Origin of the sequence: Kitasatospora sp. NPDC056181 (assembly GCF_042266225.1) — a bacterium.
In the GTDB taxonomy this organism is placed as follows: domain Bacteria; phylum Actinomycetota; class Actinomycetes; order Streptomycetales; family Streptomycetaceae; genus Kitasatospora.
Map to the genome: position 1 here is coordinate 20,192 of NZ_JBHJUK010000056.1, position 20,682 is coordinate 40,873.

Below are 20,682 nucleotides of genomic sequence, written 5' to 3' on the forward strand. Positions count from 1 at the left end.
GTGTGGGGGCGGGGATCCGGCCGCCGACTGACGAGACCGTCACCACCGTGCCGGCGGTGCTGGCTCGCAGATCGGGAAGGGCGGTCAGGGTGAGGCGCAGCGGTGCGAAGTACATGGTCTCCATGGCCTGGCGGAAGTCCTCCTCGCGCATGGCGTCCAGGGGTCCGATCTGGATGGTTCCGGCGCTGTTGACGAGGATGTCGAGGGGGCCGAAGTGTGCGTGTACTGCGTCGAGGAGTCGGCGGGGGGTGTCGGGGTCGGTGAGGTCGCAGCTGAGGGAGGCGGTGTCGGCTCCGTCGGCTCGCAGCTGGCGCTCGGCCCGGCCGAGGGCGTTCGCGTCGCGGGCGCAGAGCATGACCCGGGCGCCGTGGCGGGCCAGTTCCCGGGCCACGAGCAGGCCGAGCCCTCAGGAGGACCCGGTGACCAGGGCGGTTAGGGCGGCGAAGCGGTGCGGTCGTTCGGTCATGGTGGCTCCCGGACTCGGGGCTGGTGGGAGGTCAGGGATTGAAGAGCACCTTCACGGCGCCGTCCTGTTTCTTCTGGAACATCTCGTACGCCGAGGGGGCGTCGTCGAGGGGGACGTGGTGGGTGGCGAAGGTGTCGACGCCCAGCGGGTCGTCGTCGGTGAGCAGGGGGAGGATGTCGCCGGCCCAGCGGTGCACGTTGGCCTGGCCCATGCGGAGCTGGATCTGTTTGTCGAACATGGTGAGCAGCGGTAGCGGGTCGGTCTGGCCGCCGTAGACGCCGGAGAGGGAGATGGTGCCGCCGCGTCGCACGATGTCGATGGCGAGGTACAGGGCGTGGAGGCGGTCGATGCCGACGTGTTCCATCATCTTGGCGGCGAGGGCGCTCGGCAGCAGGTTGGTGGCCTGGGCGGCGAGTTTCGCTGCGGGTGAGCCGTGGGCTTCCATGCCGACCGCGTCGATGACGGCGTCCGGGCCGCGGCCGTCGGTGAGGTCGCGGATGACGTCGGCGAGGTGTTTGCCGTGCTCGGTCAGGTTCAGGACGTGCACGCCGCGGTGCCTGGCCCGGGTGAGGCGTTCGCCGACGAGGTCGACGCCGATCACCTGACCGGCGCCGCGGTGCAGGGCGACCCGGCAGCTCATGTCGCCGATCGGCCCCAGGCCCAGGACAACGAGGCTGCCGCCCTCGGGCACGGCCGCGTACTCGACGGCTTGCCATGCGGTGGGCAGTACGTCGGAGAGGAAGACGAAGCGGTCGTCCTCGGGCCCGTGCGGCACCGTGATCGGCAGGTTGTTCCCGAACGGGACGCGTAGCAGTTCGGCCTGCCCGCCGGGGACCTGCCCGTAGAGCTTGGTGTAGCCGAACAGCGAGGCCCCGCTGCCGTACTCCCGCACCTGGGTGGTCTCGCACTGCGAGTGCAGGCCCTGCCTGCAGGTGTGGCAGGTCCCGCAGGAGACGTTGAACGGGATCACCACCCGGTCGCCCACACGCACGGTGGTGACCTCGGGCCCGACTTCCTGGACGATCCCCATCGGTTCGTGGCCGAGGATGTCTCCGACGTCGAGGAAGGGACCGAGGACCTCGTAGAGGTGGAGGTCGGAGCCGCACAGTCCGCTGCTGGTCACCCTGATGATCACATCGGTCGGATCCTTGATGGCCGGATCGGGAACGGTGTCGACGCGGACATCCCGCCTGCCGTGCCAGGTCAAGGCCTTCATGGTTACTCCTCACGGGGCCGAACCAAGACTCGCTCTCCCGCGTCTGTCCACGTCCCCGCCCGCGAAACGGGGCCCTCTGCCGCTGTGGCGGCAGAGGGCCCCGGGCCCTCGGCCCCGAGGTCGGTCTTGAGCAGTCGGAGCGCTCACAGGGTCGGTGCCGGGAAGCGCTCCCAGACCCGGTGCGTGCCGAGCTGCGACACGACGGCCGAGACGGCCTGCGCTGCCTCGGTCTCGGTGAACACGCCGGGTGCCTGCGGATCCACCCCGGCCGCCGCCCACAGGCCGCGGGCATCCGCAGAGCCGGCGAGAGGTTTGGCGTGCCGGTAGGCCTCGTTGACCAGGAGGACGGCGCGGGAGTCGAGGGCTGGTTGGCCGCCGGCGACGGCGCCGGACTTGGCGTCCCGGGCGCCGTGGTCGTCGGCGCCGCGCGCGGGAGTGCCGGCCACTAGGAGCGCGTCGAACTCGACGGACCAGGCTGCGGCGTAGGTCCGCTGCACGGCGAGGTCGTCCGCCAGCGGCGCCCCGGTGGGTGCGATGATCAGCGGCAGCAGTCCGGCATCGCGTGCGGCTTCCCGCAGCTGCCGCACCGTGCCCACGTCGCTGGTGGTGGCGGTGAGGATGCCGAGCACCCGGCCGGTGGCCGGCCACCGCTGCCCGACCTGGGACAGGGCCGGGCTCGGCGCGACCTCGACCAGGGCGCCGGCCGGCGCCTGGGGAGCGGGCAGGCCGAGTCCTTGGGCGACCTCGCGGCAGAGCACCTCGTCGACCCGTGCCAGGACAGTCAGGGCCCGCTCCTTGATGGCCTGCTCGTAGACCTTGGAGAGTTCGAAGGTGTAGGCGGCGATGACGTGTTCGCGTTCGACGGGGCTGAGGCTGAGCCAGAACAGGCGCGGCTGGCTGAAGTGGTCGGCGAACGACGCAGGCGCCTCGCGGACCTTGGCCGCGGCGGCGACCGGGACGGGGTGTTTCGATGAAGGCGTGCTCGCCGGGCCCGGCGAAGAACGGGCAGCCGCCGTCCAGCGAGTTCGGCTTGTACGGGGCAACGCCGGAGTGCACAGCGTCCTGGTGGAACCCGTCGCGGAGCATGTCGTTGACGGGCGCGTGCGGGCGGTTGACCGGGATCTGCGCGAAGTTCGGGCCGCCAAGCCGGGTGATCTGGGTGTCCAGGTAGGAGAAGAGGCGGCCGGCCAGCAGCGCGTCGTCGGTGATGTCGATGCCCGGCACCAGGTGCCCCGGGTGGAAGGCGACCTGTTCGGTCTCGGCGAAGAAGTTCGTCGGGTTGGCGTTCAGGGTGAGCAGGCCGACCGGCTGAACCGGGGCGAGCTCCTCCGGGACGATCTTCGTCGGGTCCAGCAGGTCGATGCCCGCGAACGTCTGCTCCGGCGTGTCGGGGAAGGTCTGGATGCCGAGCTCCCACTCGGGGAAGCTGCCGGCCTCGATCGCGTCCGCGAGATCGCGGCGGTGGAAGTCAGGGTCCATGCCGGCCAGCAGCTGCGCCTCCTCCCAGACCAGGGAGTGCACGCCGGCCTTCGGCGTCCAGTGCCACTTGACCAGCGTGCCGGCGCCCTCGGCGTTGACCAGGCGGCCGTCCGCCTCCGGCGAGTCGGTCGGGAACTTCAGGACCTGCACGTGCAGGTTCTCGACGGTCGGGGCTGCGGTGGTGCTCATGATGTCTCGCCAGCAGCTTCTTGGGCGGCCGTGTAGCCGCCGCCCTGCTGCGCCATCCTGAACTCCTCGAACCCGTCGCCGCCCTCCACCGGGCCCACCTGGTGGAACGGTTGAGCGTGGGGGGCCGAAGTGGCGTGATACCACCCGCTGGGCAAGAACCCGGGACGGGACCGACAGCCCGGCCGGGCGTGTGCGAGCGGATCGCCAGCTCGACATGGTGCGGGTTGCGCTGGTCGAGCCGGGTTCACGGAGGCCTTGCGGGCCTGGCCTCCCGCTGCGCCGGCTGCCGCGGACAGTGCAAGAAGGGAGATCGACCTCCGTTCCATCCTCGGCGATGCGGCGACGCGGGTACGGTGCCACCTCGGCTGGACGGCAAAAGGGGCTGTCATCGCGTGGGCTGGTCGCCGCCGGTGCCGCCGTGCTCGCGCAAGGCCGCCTGGCGTGCGGCCGTGCGCCGGAGCACGACCTGGGGCAGGACGAGCCAGGTGGTGGTGAACCACAACAGCACGACGGCACTCAGCGTCCACGCGGCGGCCGGGCTGCCGGTCGCGGTGCGCAGCAGGAGCAGCAGGGCGGCGGAGATGGTCAGGGCCAGGGTGGTGAGCCCGATGGCGATGAGGCGGCCGGCGACGTGGATGAGCTCGGGTTTCATGCCGTGGCCGGCCAGGAAGCGGTGGAAGGCCACGGGTGCGATGAGGGCGCCGGTGGCGATAGCGCCGAGGACGACGGTGGCGACGTAGAGGTTCTTGTCGAAGTCGGGCAGGGCGGCGAAGCGCGGGGTGAAGGTCACGCCGATGAGGAAGCCGAAGAGGATCTGCGCGCCGGTCTGGCACACACGGACCTCCTGGAGCATCTCGTTCCAGAGCCGGTCGGCCCGCTCCTGGGGCGTCTCGTCCCGGCCCGGTGCGCCGTCGCCGTCGTTCTTGGTCAACGGATCCCCCGGCCTACGGGCAGTGCCCGGAGCGGGCCGCCTGAGCACGGGCGCAGCGCACCAGTTCCTCGCCGTAGGGCAGGGCGATGAACGCGGTGACGGCAGCGGCGAAGCCGGCCAGGTAGCCGGAGGGCAGCGGGCGGGAGTTGGGGTGCAGGCGCCAACTGCGGGCGGGAGTCTTCGCCGTGCAGGAGGGACCGGACCTGGTCCCGGTGCAGGCAGGCGCTGAAGGCCACGGCAGTGAGCGGGAGGACCTCGAGGAAGCTGTGGACGTGCTGCTCGATCGGGGTGATCTCCCGTTCTCCCGTGGCCGGGGATACGTCCCACACGGCGGTGGCCCCGTGCACCAGATCCGCGCCCGCCACGGTGGCCGGGACCGGGTTGATCCCGGAGGTCAGGCCGAGAACGACCGGAGCGCCGGCCTTGGCCATCATCAATGCCTGGATCAGGGACTCGCGCAGGCCACGGGTGTCCTCGATCCGGGTCCGCCAGTGCATCGCCCAGTCCGCGACGGCGGGGGTGAACCACAAGGGCAGGACCCCGTAGAGGAGGAAACGCCTACTGGCGTTCTCCACGTCGCCGGAGGCAAAGCCCCCCGGCAAGTCAGGGCGGCAGCGCCCACTCCTTCGCCGGAGCCGGGTGTTTGGACTGGGCGTGGGCACGGGGTCGGCCTCCGGCGGGACAGCGGTCAGGGCGGGCACTGTTTCCTCGGGGCCGCTGGTCAGGGCCGGTCCTCGTGGTGGCCGCACAGCCAGGCCAACGCCTGGTAGGCGCCCAGGGCGTACGCGGGGTCCGTGCGCTCGTTCAGGGCGTCGCGCAGACGGACCGCGGCGGCCTGGCACTCGGCCAGCAGCTGCGCCCGGCACGGCCCCATGGCCCCGAGCGCGGCGGCGGTGGTGATCGGTGCCTCGCCCTGGGCTTCGGCGGCCCACCGGTAGGCCCCGAGGACCCCGTGGTCGAAACCGGTCCAGGGCTGCGGGCGCCGGTGGGCGGACTCGATCGCGTCGAACACCTCGTCCAGCGGGCGAACCCCCACGGCCGGGATCGTCGTCTCGTCACTGGTCATGTCCGCAACCTACGACGAGTCGCCGCTACCCGCCGCCGGGCGGGTGCGAGGCCGCTGCATGGGCCGGCCGGGGGAGTCCGGAGCGGGGATGCGTGGTGGGCGCGCGGGCGCAGAGGCGTCCGAACCGGCTGGCTCCGTCCGGACGAGGTCTGCGGCTGCGGAGGTAGACGCTCGACCGGGTGCTGTCGGCTGGCGTGTCCGGGCCTGAACGGCCGGCCACGCAACAGGACCAGCAGGCCTGCCTGGCGGGACCAACCCCGGAGTACAGGAGAGCCTTTGGCAGGGACGCGAGGCCGCTGCAGGTGTCACCCGGATGGGGCAGTCGTGCCCTGTGCCGCCGTGCGAAGTGGCGGGACAGCCAGCAGGGTGGGGCGATCGACTGTTTGCCGGCGGGGCACGAGGCGGCGCCGGTTCCGCTGGTGTGAGGTGGCGTGGTGCCCGAGGAGTCCGGGGAGGCGTTCATTGCGGTGCGTGCGCGTGAGGAGGTCGGCGGTGGTGCGGATGAACTCGTCCGGCGTTTCGCGGGTGGGCTGCCTGCGGAGGAGGCCGGTGCCCTCGCCGCGTACCGCTGGGCGCTGGACCCGGCAGGTCCGGCGCCGGTGACCGGCCGTGTCCTGGACGCCGTGCCGACCGACCTGGATCTCGCGGTGGAAGAGCGCGCCGCCATCAAGGCGGCACGTGACCGCGCCAGGCCCCTCGACGAGCGGGCACGTGCGGTGGGTGCGGCCCGGGCGCCGGGCTGGATCCTCGGCTTCGCCCCAGTGAGCGGCTGAGCAGGGTGGCCACCGCGCCGTCGTTGTGCTCGGGCGGGTATGTGCTGTGGCTGCGGGATACCGCCGGTCTGGTGGGCGCCTGCCCGGTCGCCGCCACCGGCCGCTTCGGCCCTGCCGGCTACCCGGTCTTCACCGGCTGCGACGGCCTCCTGCAGGTGGAGATCACCCCCGAGGGCAGCCATCGTGTGATCACCCGCCCCGCGCACACGCGGGTACTGGCCGCCGCGCCGGGCCGCTGACCGCCCGGTCCGCCGCGCTCCCGCGCATCGATCAACACCATCCTCACCCGGCTCGGCACCGAGGCCCTGAGCCGGCCCCCGCTTCCTCCTACGATCGCCTCCGGTTGGTCCGTCGCGTGGCAGAGCCGGTGGCAGCGCACCGGTCAGAGCTGGATCCCCGTCCGAGCTGAGATCAGGTCCAGACCCGTTGCTCGCCTTCTCGTTGCGGTCGGCGAACCGTCTGCCCGGGAGTTTCGGAATTGTGCCACTTCGGTGATGGGCAGCTGGCGGGCGGAGACGCCAGCACGGCGCGCCTGGGTGTCCGCCAAGGTCAGGGCAGGGGTGTGCCGCCGGTGGCGTTGATGATTTCGGCGGTGATGTAGGAGGACTCCTGGGAGGCGAGGAAGACGTAGGCGGGGGCCATTTCGGCGGGTTGGGCGGCGCGGCCGAGGGGTGACTGCTCGCCGAAGTGGGCGACCTTCTCCTCGTCCATGGTGGCGGGGATCAGCGGTGTCCACACCGGTCCGGGGGCGACCGCGTTGACGCGGATGCCGTCGGGGGCGAGCTGCAGTGCGAGTGCCTGGGTGAAGGCGACGATCGCGGCCTTCGTCATCGCGTAGTCGAGAAGATGGGGGCTGGGCTTGTACGCCTGGACGGAGGCGGTGTTGATGACCGAGGCACCGGGGCGCAGGTGGGACAGCGCGGCGCGGGTGGTCCAGAACATGCCATACAGGTTGGTCTTCATGACGCGGTCGAACTGTTCGGTGCTGATCGCGGCCAGGCCCTCGGGTTGGGACATCTGGTAGGCGGCGTTGTTAACCAGGATGTCGAGGCGGCCGAACATGTCGGTGCAGCGGCCCACCAGGTCGGAGCAGAACGCTTCGTCGCGCAGGTCCCCGACGACAGCCAGAGCGCGGCATCCGGCGTCGACGATCAGGCGGGTGGTCTCTTCGGCGTCGACCTGTTCCTCGGACAGGTGGCAGAAGGCGATGTCTGCCCCTTCGCGGGCGAAGGCGAGGGCGACGGCGCGTCCGATGCCGGAGTCTGCGCCGGTGATCAGGGCGACGCGTCCGGTCAGGCGGCCGGTGCCGCGGTAGCTGGTCTCGCCGTGGTCGGGGCTCGGCCGCATCTGCTCGCCGCTGCCGGGGTGGGACTGGGACTGCTCGGGGAATGGCGGCTTCGGATGCTGGTCAGTCGGGTCCTGCGGGGTGTGCTGGTCGCTCATCACGGCGGACGGTGCTCCTCGGGGCGGCGGGGCTGTGGGGCAGTGCGCGTTCGAGCGTGTGCGCGTTCGCGCGTTGGGCTGCGGCAGGCGAGTGGCCGCCAGGAGCTGTGGGCCGACGGATCGTGAGTGCGCACCGCGCGCTTCGACCGTCGGCCGGGCTCGGACCGCCCGTGGCGCCCGAGACCCATGTCGCCCCCGCGGCCGCCGTGCTGCGACCAGCGAATCAGTAGTAGTGGCGGCGCCCGCCGACGGCGTGGCCGAGGAGGCTGGCAACCCACAGGATGAGGCCGATGACGGCCAGAACGATGCCGATGGTCCACAGGATTGAGATCCCGGTGACAAAGCCGATGATGAGCAGTATGACGCCGAGGATGATCATTGGTTCTTCCCGAATTGCGTGCCCGGTGGGCAGAGGTGCCAGAGCCGTAGCGCTCGCGGACAGGGCCGCGGCCGGGCGGCTCGGCGGGCCGGCGGCCATCTGCACGTATACCGCCAGCCGGTTGAGGCAAACCGGCTGGCAGCCGCACCGCAGGTGGCCGGTGCCGTCGTACGCGGAGTTCGTGACGGGGCACTCACCAGGCCGTGCCGCCGCCGGCCGCAGGGAGTCGTGCAAGGGGTGCTCTCGGAGAGGGCGGTGGATGCCGACAGGGGCACGCGGGGGTGATCGACCGCTCCGTTGCCGGGTAACGGCCGGGGGACGAACCGCGCGGGCGGGGTGTGCGCGTCGCCCGGTCGGACAGACGCGCCGGTACGGACCACATGACGGTCCTGTCGCGGAAGGCTGAGGACATGACTGCGAACAAGGCAACCCGTCACCACACGATGGACGAGGGCGAGACCAGCCGCTTCGAGGGCGCCGACCAGCACGGCTGGTCAGGCGACATCGACGCGGAGGACCAGGAGCCGAACGACAGCGCACGCCGCTCCTTCGACCCCGAAACCCACGCACCCGAACCCGGGCCGGGCCGGGAACCGTCCGAAGAGGAGCACGACGGCGTCCCCGGCGACACCGTGGAGAGCGCCGGTCGGCGCGGCGAGGACCAAGGACCCCCGAAGCACCACCGTGACCTGGGCCCCCGGGGCCCGTCCGGCCGCCCCAGCGGCCGCTACACCGCGGGCACGCGTTCCGGAGTCGACCCCGAGGGACCCGACGCTCCCGCGTCCGGCCACTGAAACGCCGTCACCCGAGTCGGATCCTGCCCGCGCGCCAGCCGGGGTGCGAGAGCGGGTTCCGGCCGAACCATGGAAGGAGGAGCGGTGCACATCGCCACGATCACGCACAGGCCTGCCGCTCTCCTCGTCGGGGCGCTGGGCGGTGGCCCGGCCGTCGCGGTGGTCCGACGAGCCTGGAGGATCGTCGGACACGAGGAGACCGCCAAGGAGCGCCACACCTGGCGCAGGGGCCTGCTCGCCGCCGCCCTCCGGGGTGTCGTCTTCGCTCTGCTGAAGGCGGCACTGGGCCGGGGGCGCAGGCATCGGAAAGATCCGTCCCGCCAGTAGCCCCCCGACGACGTCCTCCTGCCGGATCCGGTGACCGACGCCTGCCGACACGGCACGCCCCCCGAGAACTGTTCACCGACTACCGAACCGGCCTGCCGCGCATCGCGGGGCCGTTGCGCCGACTGGCGTGGTCGCCGGGCCCGGGCCCGGGGCTGCGAGGATGGTTTCCCGGCCGTCTGCCAGCCCTGGCCATCGCGCGTGAGTTCCCACGCGTCCCACGCTGCGATGGCACGTCGAGGCAGTGTGGGACGGGTAGGCGGTGCCCCCTGTTCGGCCCGGGTTCAGGGCCCGGCACGCAGGTGTTCGAAGCCGCGGGATCCGCAGGGGTAGCCGGCCGGGTCGCCGCCCGGCCCCACACCGCTCAGCATCAGGGTTGGTTGCCGCTGTATCCGATCAGCCAGGCCAGTGCGCGGACCACTCCGAGCCCGAAGTCGCGGTCCGGCGGGCCGATATCCGCCTGTTTGTGCACCCGCCGCAGAGCCGCACGTTCCTCGCCCTGCAACTGGTCGTCGCTCGGCAGATCACCCACCAGCAGAGCCCCGCTGACCGGAGCCACAGGCCGTCGGCCAGCTGCCCACTCGTACGCGGCCACGCCCTGCACAGCGGGAGTCAGCGGCTGCGGTCCGCCCGCCAGCCTCGCGATCGCGGCCGCTACCTCGACCATGTCCCGAACACCGGCCGGGGCCGGCTCCTCGCTGGACAAGCGCCCACCGTAGCCGCGCAGTCTCCGGCGATCCGTACAGCGCACGGCACGGCCTGCCCGTCAGGTCCCGGAAACGGGCCGTCAGGACATGCCTGCGCCTTGACGGCCGATCCTGATTGGTGGGGCCTCGCAGCCCAGGAGAGGCGGCAGGTCCGGCAGAAGCGGTGTCGGCCGGTGAGGCGGTCGCCCTGGGAGGGGTGGCGCCGGTGGCAGCGGCTTGGTTGCCGTGGAAACGGCGGTCATGATCTCAGCTCTCCTCTACCCGACCCCGCCCGTAACACCGGCCACCCGAATCCGGCGCAACAACGCCCCGTTCCACCCGGGCCCGCGGCCGGCCATTCCCCGGAAGGCCCCGACCGGTTGCGGCACCTCGCGACCCGCGGCCGCGCCCCTGCCGCCGAACGCCGAGATCGCCTACCGCACTCTGCTCGTCCAGCTCCCTGCAGAATGCGAGGTCGGCCTTCGACGGCCTGTGTTCGAGCTCCGTCTGCCAGACAGGTCCTGCCACTCCGGTCAGCGGCCCCAGCACACCTGACCGCTGCCGTGAGTGGCACTGCCCGGGCTGCTCCGGGCGCCAGATTGCGGTCGTCTGCAGGCGAGATCGGCGGATCGCGGTTCGGATTTCAGGCGTGGCTGGGCGAGCCGGGACCCCCGGGGGGCGGGGCAGGGCGGTCCAGGGTGGTGGCGGGTTCAGCGTGCGGTGCGTCGACGCCGAGCGGCGAGGTAGACCACATCGGCGATGAGGACCACGATGCCGATGGCGAGGAGCCAGAGCAGGCCGTGCACGGCGACGCCGACCAGGCCCAGCACGATGGCGATGATGACGATCAGGAGGAAGAGGGCCACGATGCGCCGCCTCACAGAGGGTGGTTCAGCCGTGGACGGGGGACGTCGCTCCTTCCGGCACCGTCTCGGCGGCGGACAGTCGCGAAGCGTGTGAGCACGGCTCGTGGGGAGCCTCTGCCCGCTGGGCCCGAATCCACACGGCCGGTGCAGCCCTTGCCGGCTGGGGCCAGCGGTGGCGAGCGATGAGCAGTGGGTGGCGGCGGTCGTGGAGTCGAAATCGAAATCGATCTGTCGGCGGTCGACGCCGTGGGTGTGACCCGAACGGCGCCTGGGGTGTTGCCGTGCTGTGGCGGGGGAGGTGATCGGCAGGCAGGGTCTACCGGCTGGAGAGGGGTTCATTGCATGGCTTCAGGACAGCGGAATCTGACCGTGATCGTTGACCTGGGACCCGCGTGTGGATGAGGAGACTGCGACGCGGGCCCGGCGTGTGGTGGTGGCGTATGCGCGTGATGCCGAGGACTTGGAGCTGCTGCTGGATGCCCTTGGTTTCGGGCAGCCGTGGTGGTGAGCCGCGGGCAGAAGGGAACTGTCCGCCCGGTCATGCAGGACGACGGGGTCAGCCGGCTCTGTGCGACCCAGCCGCTCCGTCCCGCGCCCGCTTCTCATCGGTGGCCGCGGCAGGAGGCAGGGCCGCCTCGACCCGCAGGGCCTCCAGTTGTTCGCGCAGGCGCCGGTTCTCCTCCTCCAGCGGTTCCCGCGTTCCGGCGCGGGAGGACAGCGAAGGGTCGTGCTCCCACCAGTCGATGCCAATCTCCGTGGCCTTGGCGACGGAGGCGATCAGCAGGCGCAGCTTGATGGTGAGCCGTTCGATGTCGAGGATTGATTTGGATGTCCCCGGCGATGACGATGCCCTTGTCGAGCACGCGTTCCACGATGTCGGCGGGCTGGCCGAGGACTGCCTCCCGGGCGGTTCCGCCCGGGAGGGGAAGGAGCCGAGGCGTCGGGCGACGGGGTCGGTCACGGTCGTGTCGCCTCCTTCCCCGGCCGGGGCTGCGCGGTGTGCGGTCAGGTGCCGGTCTGCTGCCGGTGGGCCCTGATCTCGTCCAGCCGGTCGAGGAGTTCGTCCTCGCGCCGGTCGAAGGTCTCGTCGTCGATCTCACCGGCGAGGAGTGCCCTCTCCAGATCGGCGAGCTCCCGTTGGACGGGGGCGGGGTCGTAGTACTCGTCCCCGGCGGTCTCCACCAAGCGTTCCAGCACCCAGACGGGGCCGCGCAGCGGTGCGAGCGGGAGGGTGAGGATCTGGGTGGGCAGGCCCATGGCGACGTTCTCCTTGCCTCAGACGAAGCTGTAGGCGGGCAGGGGGCCGTGCAGCCGGAAGTCGAAGTCGTCGCCGAGTTCGGCGGTGAGGCGCTTCTCGGCCGCGAGGAACACCTGCTCGTGCTCCCGGTCCATCAGGAAGGAGACGTTCAGGAAGTCCTCTCCCGTCGACTCGGAGTTCGGAGGCCTCGGTGATGCCGGTGGTCAGCGCGTAGTGGCGGGCCCGGATCTCCTGGGCGACCAGTGCACCGAGGGCCAGCGGCAGCTCCGGGCTGGTGTCATCGCCGACGATCTCCTCGTTGAGCCGCCGGGCCTGGGGCGACTCCAGCAGGATCTGCTGCAGCAGGGCGTTCTCGTCGATGGCCGCCTTCAGGTGGTACTCGGCGCAGCCCTCCGGGCGGTGAGCCGGCTCAGGTACTCGTCGCGGCGTTCAGTGAGCGCCGCCTGGACGGCGTCGTCGTCCGGGGCGGTGAGGCCGAACTGCAGCGGCAGAACGGTGCCGTCGGACATGAGTCGTTCCTGCACGCTCTGGTGTGCGGTGAGATCACGGCGTTTGGGCCGTAGGCCGTCCGGCGCGTCGCTCGCGATCGCACAGAGCGGCCCCTCGCAAACGCTGCGGAGAATCGAGGGGGCTCGCCTACGCCGGCCAGGCCGTCCAGCTTCCGGGGGTGGTCGGGGGCGGTGATGGAGTACACGTAGACGGACACGTCATTCCTCCCGGCGTCGGGTGGGCCTGCGGGCCGGCCGCTCGCGTTTGGGCGCGGGCCGCTTCTCCTTTTCCTCCTCGTCCTCGCTGTCGCCGCCGAGGGGGAGCATGTCGGTCACGGCCTCGATCGCGCCGGACAGCGCGCCCTTGCTCTTGCCGCGTGCACCGCTGCTGCTCTTGCCTTGCGTGCTGCCTTAGGCGACATTGCCGACGATGTCGGTGAGCTGGGTGGGCGCCTTGTGCCCGGCTTCCAGGTCGAGGCGGTTGCAGGCCTCGGCGAACCGCAGGTAGGTGTCGACGCTGGCGACGACGATCCGGATGTCGATCTTCAGGATCTCGATACCGACCAGGGAGACCCGGATGAAGATGTCGATCACCAGCCCGCGGTCCAGGATCAACTCGAGAATGTCGTAGAGACTGCCGGTGCTCCCGCCGCGGGAGACGCCGGCTTGGCCTTGCGGTACCACGGTCACGGGTGCTCTCCTTTCGCCGGCCGCCGGTGTGCCCGGCGGGTGTGTGCCCCCACCGCAGCCGGGTGCGTGTCACGTCGGCCGGTCGATCTGCCCCCTGCTGTAGCGGCGGATCCGCTGGTAGGCGAGCAGTTCGTTCTCCTGAGCGCCGACACGGACTCCGGCGTCCGGCCGAGCAGTTCAGCGAGTTTGTTCGGCTGCGTAGCGCTGGCGCGAGGGGCCGACACCCGCCGTGCGGGCTTGGACGCCGCTGCTTCGGCCACCCGGCGGCGAGGAGGTGGACGAGAAGATTTCCGCGGCTCGTCCGGGCTTTCGCGGGCAGGCCTACGGGCCCCGGCGCTGTCCTCGTTGCCAGTGGCCATCTGCGTGCTCCGGAATCGGAGGCGTGTCGGTTCCACTCGTGCGCAACTGACGTACAGCGTCTTCCCATCATCCCCCCGAAACGGTGGTGCGGCCGTGCACGTGCGATTACACGCGACGACCGGTGACGGCGGCTCCCGCGACGGGCTCACCGTCGCGGCATCGCCTCGCAGAATCCCGTGCCCGCGTGCGCTCACCCGGCCGACTGGCCAGACTGGAGATACGGCTCGCAGCGCCCGAGAGTGCCCGTCCTCGCGGAGCTGCACCCCGGCCAACCAGGTGCGGGTGAGTGACGGGACATCATGCCGTGCCTGTATGCCGAGATGGCTCAGGCCCCCGACCGCCTTGCGTGTGGGGGTACTCCGGGAGGTTGGCAGCGAGACCGGGCAATGCTCCCGCCGTGGACCGCGGGCCCTCGCACCGCTGTGTGCCCCTGGGCGCGGTGCCCGATCGGGAGGGGGCACTGGCTGAAGGGATGCCTTCATGGACACCACCACCAAGGTCGCTCTGGGCGCCGCGGTCGCCGGCGGATACGTTCTTGGGCGTGCGAAGAAGGGGCGGCTTGCCTTCGCCGCCGCGACCTACATTGCCGGTCGGCGGTTTGGGCTCGATCCGCGGCAGCTCGCCACCGAGGGGCTCAAGAAGCTGGGTGAGGTTCCCCAGGTCGCGGAGCTCAGCGAGCAGGTCAAGGGGGAGCTCCTGGAGACGGGCAAGAAGGCACTGGCCGCCGCGGCCAACCGGGGGGTCGGAGAGCTCGCGGACTCCCTGCGCGAGCGCACCCTCAACATCGGCAAGCCGAAGCCCGCAGACGAGGACGAGCATGGGTCCGAGGAGGGCGAGGAGCCGGAGGACGAGGAGGAGCCCAAGGAAGAAGAGGGCCAGGAGCCAGAAGCGGAAGACGAAGATGAGGAGGACGAGGAGCCGCAGGAGTCTGAGGGCGAGGACCGGTGGGAGGAAGCGCCTCCTGAGAACGAGGAGCCGGAGGAGCCCGAGGACGAGGAAGAGCCGGAGGACGAGGACCAGAAGGAGCCGCCGCGGAAGCGTGCCGCGCGGCGCCGTGCCGTGTCGAGCGGCGATCGTGCCGGGCGGGCCTCGCGGTCGGCCCCCAAGGGTGAGCCCGAGCCCTCGACCGAACGCAAGCCCGTGAGGAAGGCTCCGGCCAGGAAGTCGGCTCCGGCTGCCGAGAAGGCGTCGGCGAAGAGCGCTCCGCCCGCCGAACGTTCAACGGGTCGTGCGGCGGCCAAGCCGGCGGCCAAGAAGGCCCCGGCCAGGTAGTCGGCCCCGGCTGCGAAGAAGGCGCCGGCGAAGAGTGCTCCGCCCGCAAAGCGTTCGGCAGCACGGACCGGATCGGCCAAGGCCCCGGCCAAGAAGACCGCGGGCCGGAAAGCGGCTGCCCCGGCGAAGAAGACCGTGGCCAAGAAGAGTGCGGCCAAGAAGACCGCGTCCGGTACGTCCTCCACGCGCTCCACCCGTAGGAGGTAGGCATGGCCACGACGGACCGTGGGTCACCCGAAAAGGCACCCGAGAAGTCCCCCGAAGAGTCGTCCGAAAAGTCGGGTTTCGACAAGCTGCGTGAGGAGGCCGTGCACTTCCTCGGAGCCCAGATGGAGCACCTGGTCGAGAAGGCCGGGGACAAGGTCTCCGACCTCACGGGCCAGCTCGGCGAGGTCGCCGAGAACGGGGGCGTGCTGCCGAAGGTCGGCGTCCTGCAGGGCGACTCGCCGGCGAAGGCGTTCCTCGGTGAGAAGGCCAAGAGCGTCAAGGACAACGTCGTCGACAAGGTCAAGGGCGCGTTCGGCGGCAAGGGCAGCGGCAAGCCGGGGCGGAAGTCCGGCAAGAAACCGATGAACATCATCGAGACCCTCGATGTCGGCGTGCCCCTGCGTACCGCGTACGACCACTGGACGAAGTACGAGGATTTCAGCGGCTTCGCCAAGGGTGTGCAGAGCGTCTCGCAGGGGGACGAGGTCACCACCGACTGGAAGGTCAAGGTCGGGCCGTCCAAGCGGAGTTTCAAGGCCACCGTCCAGGAGCAGGTGCCGGACGAGCGCATCGTGTGGACCTCGCAGGGCGCCAAGGGCAGCACTCGCGGCGCCGTGAGCTTCCACGAGATCACCCCGACGCTGACCCGCATCGTTCTCGTCGTCGAGTACTACCCCGCGGGCTTCTTCGAGAAGACCGGCAACATCTGGCGCGCGCAGGGCCGCCGGCTGCGGCTGGACTTCAAGAACTTCCAGCGCTACGTCTCCCTCACCAACGACGAGGCCGAGGGCTGGCGCGGCGAGATCCGCGACGGCGAGGTCGTCAAGACCCACGACGAGGCGATGGAAGAGGAGGAGGCCGCCCAGGAGCAGGAGGACCAGGAAGGCGAGGGCGAGGAGTACGAGGACACCGAGGGCGAGAGCGAAGGCGAGTACGACGACGCCGAGGACGGGGAGTACGAAAACGACGGCGAGCAGGACGAAGACGAGGACGAGGAGCCCGAGGAAGGCGACGACAGCGAGCAGGACGGAGAGGACGAGTACGACGACGAGGAGTACGAGGCTGCCCCCGAGGACGATGACGAGTACGAGGACGACGAGTACGAGGACGAGGAGCCGGACGAGGAGAACGACGATGACCGGGGCCGCGGTTGACCGTCGACGGCCCTGACTCGGATCGGCGGACAGGTCAATTCGGTCGGGGTGCGACCTCGTCGGCTGTGGATTGGAGGAACGAACATGTCCACTGACGCCATCGTGTTGCTCAAGGAGGACCACAAGGAGGTGCGCCGTCTCTTCCGGGAGTTCGAGGGCGCCGATGCGGACGCGGCCGAGGTCAAGGCCGACGTGGTGAGCAGGATCGTGGAAGCGCTGACGGTCCACACTTACATCGAGAACGAGGTCATGTACCCGGAGGTCCGCGAACGCGTACCCGCCCTGGAGCGGGACATCCTGGAGTCCTACGAGGAGCATCACGTCGCCGACCTCCTGTGTGCCGAGCTCGATGCGATGACGCCCGCCGACGAGCGGTTCGACGCGAAGACCACCGTGCTCATCGAGACGGTCGGGCACCACATCCAGGAGGAGGAGAACGACTGGTTCCCCAAGGTGCGCGATGCCTTGGGCCGCAAGGAACTCCAGGAGATCGGAGCCCGGATGCTGGAGGTCCGCGCGACGGCACCGCACCGGCCCGAACAGCCCGGCTCGCTCAAGAAGGCAGCCGACGCCATCCTCGGGTGACGCAGCGGCGGCCGTTTCTGGTGCACTGCCATCCTCGCCAGCCGTCGGCGCCGAATGCCAATGCCGGGTACCCGCGCGAGCACGGACCCTCCGATGGAGGCGAACGTTGCGGGGCGGGCGAGCCCGCTGCGGCGTTGCTCTGGGGGACGCCCTGGACCTCGACGTTGGCCGGGTGCGGCGCCCGTGGACATGGCCCGGGCGCCGTGCCCGTGTAGGCCCGGCTGCGGAGGAAGATCTCGGCACATGCTCCAGCGGTCCCGGTTTTCTGGGCAGGCAGCACGCTGCTGGAGGTTGCTGATGCGACGGGCTGGTCCTCTGTCGACCGTGCCACGGGAAGACGTTTTTTGCGATGGGGGTAGCGTCCAGACGCCCCGTTGGGCGACTCTCGGCCGCTCCTTGGTCATCCCCCGGGCCGGCGGCCTCCGGGCCCGAGAAGCTGCCCGCGCTCTGCTCCATGGACTCGGAGGAGAGCTACGGCAAAACCGTCTTCACCTGGACCTCGGCCAGGGCATCGAGCACGGCTACCTCGCCGACTACCACGTCCTGGTCCAGGTCGTCACCGACGAGGACCTGCGCGAGCTCCTCAATCTCCCGGCCGTCGCCGACCTGCGCTCCCAGCGCAGCAACGAGGAACTGCTGCGCCTGGCCCTGCAGATCGCGGTGCTGCGCGCGGTCGCCGACCTCGGCCTGCGCCGCGTCATCACGTTCTACTCCCGGGTGTCCGCGGCACGGGAATTCGCCGGCAGCCTGCTGGACGCCTCCGAGCTGCTGGAGGACAAGGACCGCCCGGAGCGGATCTGGGCGAAGGCGGTGGCCGGCACCGACCGGCTCAAGGACCGCCGTGCCGCGTTCACCGACTTCAAGGCCCACACCGGCGACGACGGCGAAGAGTGCGGAATCCTCTGCAACGCCCGGCTCCTGACGGAAGGAATCGACGTCCGAGCCGTGGACGCCATCTGCTTCGCGGACCCCAAGAGCTCGGTCATCGACATCGTTCGGCCTCTACCTCACCCGCACCGCCACCCTGGTCACCTGGCCCGTCGAGGACTACCTCGCCCTACTCGGCGCCCGCTGCCGCGACCTCACCCAACTGCGCTCCACCTTCGCCGGGCTCCTCACCGAATGCACCGCCGACCAGGAACCCCTCGAACTCGACGAGCAGTACCGCGTCCAGCGCCTGCTGGAACGCCTGGCCACCTCCATCCCGCCGGGCCACTGCCCGGTCTGCGCCCAGACGGTGCCGCCGCCCGCCTCCCCGGGCCGGGCCCGCCGTTACTGCACCGACTGGTGCGGTCGCCGGGCCCCGGGGCTGCGCCTGCGGGGATGGCTTCCCGACCGATCGCCGGACCTGGCCACCGCTGCCTGGCCTTCCCGCTTCCCGCGCTGCTCTGCCGGTCCCACGTCCGAGGCCTGACGCCCACGGCTTCCTTCGGACGGCGGCTACGCGGGAGCACGGGACTGCGGCGGCTCCTAGCGTCGGGGTATGACGACGGAGAACACGGCGGTGGTGGGGGTTCGGTCGGCGCAGGAGGTGTTCGCCGCTCTGGAGGGGCTGGATGCGCGGTGCCGGCCGTTGACCGAGTACGAGCAGGGGTTGCTGGAGGCGTACCGGTGGGCGGTCGGTGCGCGGACCGCTGCGCCGGTGACGGCCGCCGTTCGGCGGGCCGGTGGGGGCCCTGCCGGGCGCAGATGCTGGCCGAGTGCCAGGCCGCGGCTGTGGCGATCCGCGCGGGAGCGGCCCGGACGGGAACGGCGCGGGTGGCGGACGCGGAGCGGATGCTGGGTCTCTATACGGGGCTGGCCTGGCTGTGCGGCCACCACGACGACCGGCCCTGACGGGCGCGCCCGCCGCCGGCCCGGCCCGGTCGTACGCTGGAGAGACCGGGTGGCACCGCCGCCCGGTGTGCCAGTCGGGGCCATTCATCCGGACATCGCCCGCACCGCGATCTTGCTCTGCCGGTGCGGGCGGTCGTGTGCCGCGGGTCAGGCGTCCTGGCTGATCCGGGCGAGTATGGCGGCGAGGAGGCGGATGGCGGCTTCGGCGTCGGCGAGTTCGTCGTCGGCGGGGAGGACGGCGCCGAAGGTGCGGTCGTCGGGGGCGTCGAGGGCGCGCCAGTGGAGGACCGGGGTGAGGTGGCTGCTGGCGTCGGCGAGGAACCAGGCGAGGTGGCCGTGGGTGCGGGCGACGGTCAGGGCGAGGGCGGCGAGGGCCTCGCGCAGTGCGGCGAGCCGCTCGATTCTCGGCAGCGCCTGGTGGGCGTCGACGGGGCCGACGGCGTCCGTGAGGGCTGCGGCGGCCTGCCGGGCGAGGTCCGAGTCGGTGACGGCGAGCTCCCAAGTGCCGTCGGTGAGTTGGAGTTCAGCCTCGTGGACAACCTGATCGACCGCCTCGCGCATGCCCATGGCAGGAGCCTATAGGCGGTGCTGTCCGAGGAGACAGGGCGTCGCCCTGGCAAGCGGGGGCGGCGGCCGTAACCACTGGACCGGAGATGCGCGTTGCCGCGTCCGCACGAGGTACGGGTGGTCTGGTTCGCGTTGGGCTGTCAAGGGGCGGTACCGAAAGAGTGAACCGGGCCATGCCAAGTAGTGCGGGCGGGCATGCTGGTCGCCGTGACCACGATCGACGACCACCGTCTGGCCGGTGACGGCCTGCCCCTGCCCGTTCCCGCTGCCGTCCCCGACCGGGGGCCGGTGCTGCCTGCCGCGCCCCGGGTGGTCGAGGACCTCGCCCGGGACCTGAGTGGTGCGGCAGAGGCGGTGCGGGCGATGCCGAGTGTCGGCGGGGCGGACGTGACGGTCGCCGCCCACACCGCGGTGGTGTGCACCGCCGCCACGGCGGCCGGTGCCCTCCAGCAGGCCGCCGACTGGTGCCGCCAGGCCCAGCGGGCCGAGGTCCACACCCTTGCTCTGGCCCGGGTGCCCGGCCACCGCGAGGACGTCTGGGAGTTCAGCGTGACGCTGACCGTCTCGTTCCCGGACGACACCGGCGGGCACACCGGCCAGACCCACCACGGCGGCTCGCGCCGCTGAGCGGCCCGGGTCACCCCCGCGCGTGAGCCGCCGGACTCTCGGTTGGGGCTCGCGTCGGTTGAGGCGGGACGGTCGGGGGGTCCGCGGGTGTGGGGATGGCGTGCGGGGGCCAGGGCCGGTGGGCGAGGTCGTGGCGCAGGGCGTCGAGTCTGGCCAGGCAGGTGTCGAGGGTGGCGAGGGCGGCGGTGCTGTGTTCGCGGACGCGGCGTTCGATGGCGGCGAGCCGGTCTTCGATGTGCTGCCAGCGCTCCTCGGCGGTGGTGCGGGTGTCAGGTGCGTCGTTGGTCGCTGTCATGGCGCAGGCGTTCGGTGCGGTGGGTGAGGTCGTCGAGGCGGGCGGCGAGGACCGGATGGGCGGCGCCGAGGTGGGGCCGCATGGCGGCGAGGGGTGCTATCAGGCCGGCCGGGTCGGGGGCGCCGAGGGCGGTGGTGAGCGCGGTCAGCGCGGGCCGGGCCCGGGGGGCCAGGCCGGGCGCGGCGGTGACCTGGGCGGCCAGCACGCGCAGGTCGGCGGCGTTGTCCCGGGCCCAGGAAGTGACCGCGCGCTCGGCGGCCCGCCGGTCGCGCACTGCTTTGACCCGCTCCGCGCCGGTCTCCGTGCCGGCTGAGGTGCGGTCGGGGCGCAGGCGCAGGTAGCGGTTCTCGGCGGCCTGGCGGCTGGCGACGCCCATGGGCTGCGCGAGGTCGGCCCAGGTGGCACCCGCGTCACGGGCGGCATCGACCAGGCCCGCCTCCCATCCGGCGAGCTGGGCGCGCAGCTCCCGCAGCAACACCAGGGCGGCCATGGCCTGCTCGGGGCCGTCTGCCTGCGGATGCCGGTCCGTGGCGACGGGGATCTGGGCGGTGCGGACGGCGTCGTCGATGGCGGTGAGCGCCGCGGCGGCGGCGAGGAAGGAGACCGGGCCGGGCGGCGGGGCCGGGCCGGTGGCGGGCTTGGTCGGCTTCTTGCTCATGCTGTCATTCTATGGACGACAACCAGGGTTTGTCATCGAATGGATGACGTGCTAGAACGGTGTCAGGTGAAGC

24 protein-coding genes and 5 pseudogenes are annotated in these 20,682 nt (G+C 71.5%); 8 read left to right on the forward strand and 21 right to left on the reverse strand.

Annotated elements, in window-relative coordinates; genetic code table 11:
• Nucleotides 1–61: 61 nt before the first annotated feature.
• The 6 genes and pseudogenes from ACFC1F_RS21630 to ACFC1F_RS21655 all read right to left on the reverse strand — a co-directional run.
• Nucleotides 62–355, reverse strand: a pseudogene (locus tag ACFC1F_RS21630) (SDR family NAD(P)-dependent oxidoreductase); the annotation flags it as partial.
• 142 nt (nt 356–497) lie between these two features.
• Nucleotides 498–1,682, reverse strand: a complete 1,185-nt coding sequence (locus tag ACFC1F_RS21635; protein WP_376160422.1) for a zinc-dependent alcohol dehydrogenase — start codon at nt 1,680–1,682, stop codon at nt 498–500.
• A 143-nt stretch (nt 1,683–1,825) separates the two neighbouring features.
• Nucleotides 1,826–3,266, reverse strand: a pseudogene (locus ACFC1F_RS21640) (catalase); the annotation flags it as partial.
• Nucleotides 3,267–3,735: 469 nt separating this feature from the next.
• Complete coding sequence (locus ACFC1F_RS21645) at nt 3,736–4,281, reverse strand: DUF6328 family protein (protein ID WP_376160424.1); 546 nt, start codon at nt 4,279–4,281, stop codon at nt 3,736–3,738.
• A complete protein-coding gene (locus tag ACFC1F_RS21650; protein ID WP_376160426.1) occupies nt 4,278–4,856 on the reverse strand; it encodes a diguanylate cyclase in 579 nt (192 codons plus the stop codon). Before ACFC1F_RS21650 ends, ACFC1F_RS21645 begins: the two co-directional genes overlap by 4 nt.
• A 146-nt stretch (nt 4,857–5,002) precedes the next feature.
• The gene (locus ACFC1F_RS21655) at nt 5,003–5,347 is read right to left on the reverse strand and encodes a hypothetical protein (protein WP_376160428.1); all 345 of its coding nucleotides are present in this window, start codon (nt 5,345–5,347) and stop codon (nt 5,003–5,005) included.
• Between the two features lie 434 nt (nt 5,348–5,781).
• Between ACFC1F_RS21655 and ACFC1F_RS21660 the strand changes: the two genes are divergently transcribed.
• Both ACFC1F_RS21660 and ACFC1F_RS21665 read left to right on the forward strand, forming a co-directional pair.
• Nucleotides 5,782–6,120: a hypothetical protein gene (locus ACFC1F_RS21660; protein WP_376160430.1), complete on the forward strand. Its 339-nt coding sequence runs from the start codon at nt 5,782–5,784 to the stop codon at nt 6,118–6,120.
• A gap of 5 nt (nt 6,121–6,125) precedes the next feature.
• Nucleotides 6,126–6,359, forward strand: a complete 234-nt coding sequence (locus tag ACFC1F_RS21665) for a DUF6296 family protein (RefSeq protein ID WP_376160432.1) — start codon at nt 6,126–6,128, stop codon at nt 6,357–6,359.
• Between the two features lie 310 nt (nt 6,360–6,669).
• Here ACFC1F_RS21665 and ACFC1F_RS21670 read toward each other — a convergent pair whose 3' ends face one another.
• Together ACFC1F_RS21670 and ACFC1F_RS21675 are read right to left on the reverse strand one after the other, a co-directional pair.
• Nucleotides 6,670–7,563 (reverse strand): SDR family oxidoreductase, encoded by an 894-nt coding sequence (locus ACFC1F_RS21670; protein ID WP_376160434.1) that lies wholly within the window; start codon nt 7,561–7,563, stop codon nt 6,670–6,672.
• A gap of 223 nt (nt 7,564–7,786) precedes the next feature.
• Nucleotides 7,787–7,942, reverse strand: a complete 156-nt coding sequence (locus tag ACFC1F_RS21675; protein WP_376160436.1) for a DUF6131 family protein — start codon at nt 7,940–7,942, stop codon at nt 7,787–7,789.
• A 410-nt stretch (nt 7,943–8,352) separates the two neighbouring features.
• On the opposite strand from ACFC1F_RS21675, the gene ACFC1F_RS21680 reads away from it, so the two are divergent.
• Entirely contained in the window at nt 8,353–8,736 is a 384-nt protein-coding gene (locus ACFC1F_RS21680; RefSeq protein ID WP_241003045.1) for a hypothetical protein, read from the forward strand.
• Between the two features lie 84 nt (nt 8,737–8,820).
• Nucleotides 8,821–9,063: a DUF4235 domain-containing protein gene (locus tag ACFC1F_RS21685; RefSeq protein WP_376160438.1), complete on the forward strand. Its 243-nt coding sequence runs from the start codon at nt 8,821–8,823 to the stop codon at nt 9,061–9,063.
• Between the two features lie 367 nt (nt 9,064–9,430).
• Here ACFC1F_RS21685 and ACFC1F_RS21690 read toward each other — a convergent pair whose 3' ends face one another.
• The 8 genes and pseudogenes from ACFC1F_RS21690 to gvpJ form a co-directional block, all read right to left on the reverse strand.
• Nucleotides 9,431–9,766: a hypothetical protein gene (locus ACFC1F_RS21690; protein ID WP_376160440.1), complete on the reverse strand. Its 336-nt coding sequence runs from the start codon at nt 9,764–9,766 to the stop codon at nt 9,431–9,433.
• A 690-nt stretch (nt 9,767–10,456) separates the two neighbouring features.
• Nucleotides 10,457–10,612 (reverse strand): hypothetical protein, encoded by a 156-nt coding sequence (locus ACFC1F_RS21695; RefSeq protein WP_174315813.1) that lies wholly within the window; start codon nt 10,610–10,612, stop codon nt 10,457–10,459.
• 556 nt (nt 10,613–11,168) lie between these two features.
• Nucleotides 11,169–11,553, reverse strand: a pseudogene (locus tag ACFC1F_RS21700) (gas vesicle protein); the annotation flags it as partial.
• Between the two features lie 64 nt (nt 11,554–11,617).
• On the reverse strand, nt 11,618–11,869 hold the full coding sequence (locus tag ACFC1F_RS21705; protein WP_376160442.1) for a gas vesicle protein GvpG: 252 nt from the start codon (nt 11,867–11,869) through the stop codon (nt 11,618–11,620).
• 18 nt (nt 11,870–11,887) lie between these two features.
• Nucleotides 11,888–12,004, reverse strand: a complete 117-nt coding sequence (locus ACFC1F_RS21710) for a GvpL/GvpF family gas vesicle protein (RefSeq protein WP_376160444.1) — start codon at nt 12,002–12,004, stop codon at nt 11,888–11,890.
• 109 nt (nt 12,005–12,113) lie between these two features.
• Nucleotides 12,114–12,242 (reverse strand): annotated as a pseudogene (locus ACFC1F_RS21715) (gas vesicle protein); the annotation flags it as partial.
• On the reverse strand, nt 12,239–12,493 hold the full coding sequence (locus tag ACFC1F_RS21720; RefSeq protein ID WP_346766444.1) for a GvpL/GvpF family gas vesicle protein: 255 nt from the start codon (nt 12,491–12,493) through the stop codon (nt 12,239–12,241). The pseudogene ACFC1F_RS21715 and the gene ACFC1F_RS21720, both read right to left, overlap by 4 nt.
• A gap of 84 nt (nt 12,494–12,577) precedes the next feature.
• Nucleotides 12,578–13,048: pseudogene (gvpJ, locus tag ACFC1F_RS21725) on the reverse strand (gas vesicle protein GvpJ).
• A gap of 840 nt (nt 13,049–13,888) precedes the next feature.
• Between gvpJ and ACFC1F_RS21730 the strand changes: the two are divergent.
• The 3 genes from ACFC1F_RS21730 (at nt 13,889) to ACFC1F_RS21740 (ending at nt 16,626) form a co-directional block, all read left to right on the forward strand.
• The gene (locus ACFC1F_RS21730; protein ID WP_376160446.1) at nt 13,889–14,680 is read left to right on the forward strand and encodes a histone protein; all 792 of its coding nucleotides are present in this window, start codon (nt 13,889–13,891) and stop codon (nt 14,678–14,680) included.
• 209 nt (nt 14,681–14,889) lie between these two features.
• Nucleotides 14,890–16,041, forward strand: coding sequence for an SRPBCC family protein (locus ACFC1F_RS21735; RefSeq protein WP_376160448.1), 1,152 nt, complete (start codon nt 14,890–14,892; stop codon nt 16,039–16,041).
• Between the two features lie 84 nt (nt 16,042–16,125).
• A complete protein-coding gene (locus ACFC1F_RS21740) occupies nt 16,126–16,626 on the forward strand; it encodes a hemerythrin domain-containing protein (RefSeq protein ID WP_376160450.1) in 501 nt (166 codons plus the stop codon).
• Between the two features lie 471 nt (nt 16,627–17,097).
• Here the strand turns inward: ACFC1F_RS21740 and ACFC1F_RS21745 are convergent, their stop codons facing one another.
• The 3 genes from ACFC1F_RS21745 to ACFC1F_RS21755 all read right to left on the reverse strand — a co-directional run bounded on the left by ACFC1F_RS21745 (nt 17,098) and on the right by ACFC1F_RS21755 (nt 19,029).
• A complete protein-coding gene (locus ACFC1F_RS21745) occupies nt 17,098–17,496 on the reverse strand; it encodes a hypothetical protein (protein ID WP_376160452.1) in 399 nt (132 codons plus the stop codon).
• 187 nt (nt 17,497–17,683) lie between these two features.
• Complete coding sequence (locus ACFC1F_RS21750; RefSeq protein WP_376160453.1) at nt 17,684–17,842, reverse strand: hypothetical protein; 159 nt, start codon at nt 17,840–17,842, stop codon at nt 17,684–17,686.
• Nucleotides 17,843–18,609: 767 nt separating this feature from the next.
• On the reverse strand, nt 18,610–19,029 hold the full coding sequence (locus ACFC1F_RS21755) for a hypothetical protein (protein WP_376160455.1): 420 nt from the start codon (nt 19,027–19,029) through the stop codon (nt 18,610–18,612).
• A 207-nt stretch (nt 19,030–19,236) separates the two neighbouring features.
• On the opposite strand from ACFC1F_RS21755, the gene ACFC1F_RS21760 reads away from it, so the two are divergent.
• Nucleotides 19,237–19,656 (forward strand): hypothetical protein, encoded by a 420-nt coding sequence (locus tag ACFC1F_RS21760; protein ID WP_376160457.1) that lies wholly within the window; start codon nt 19,237–19,239, stop codon nt 19,654–19,656.
• A gap of 10 nt (nt 19,657–19,666) precedes the next feature.
• Here the strand turns inward: ACFC1F_RS21760 and ACFC1F_RS21765 are convergent, their stop codons facing one another.
• Nucleotides 19,667–19,951: a hypothetical protein gene (locus ACFC1F_RS21765; protein WP_376160459.1), complete on the reverse strand. Its 285-nt coding sequence runs from the start codon at nt 19,949–19,951 to the stop codon at nt 19,667–19,669.
• On the reverse strand, nt 19,926–20,609 hold the full coding sequence (locus ACFC1F_RS21770) for a type III effector protein (RefSeq protein WP_376160461.1): 684 nt from the start codon (nt 20,607–20,609) through the stop codon (nt 19,926–19,928). The genes ACFC1F_RS21765 and ACFC1F_RS21770 overlap by 26 nt, the downstream gene beginning before the upstream one ends.
• Nucleotides 20,610–20,682: the final 73 nt, after the last annotated feature.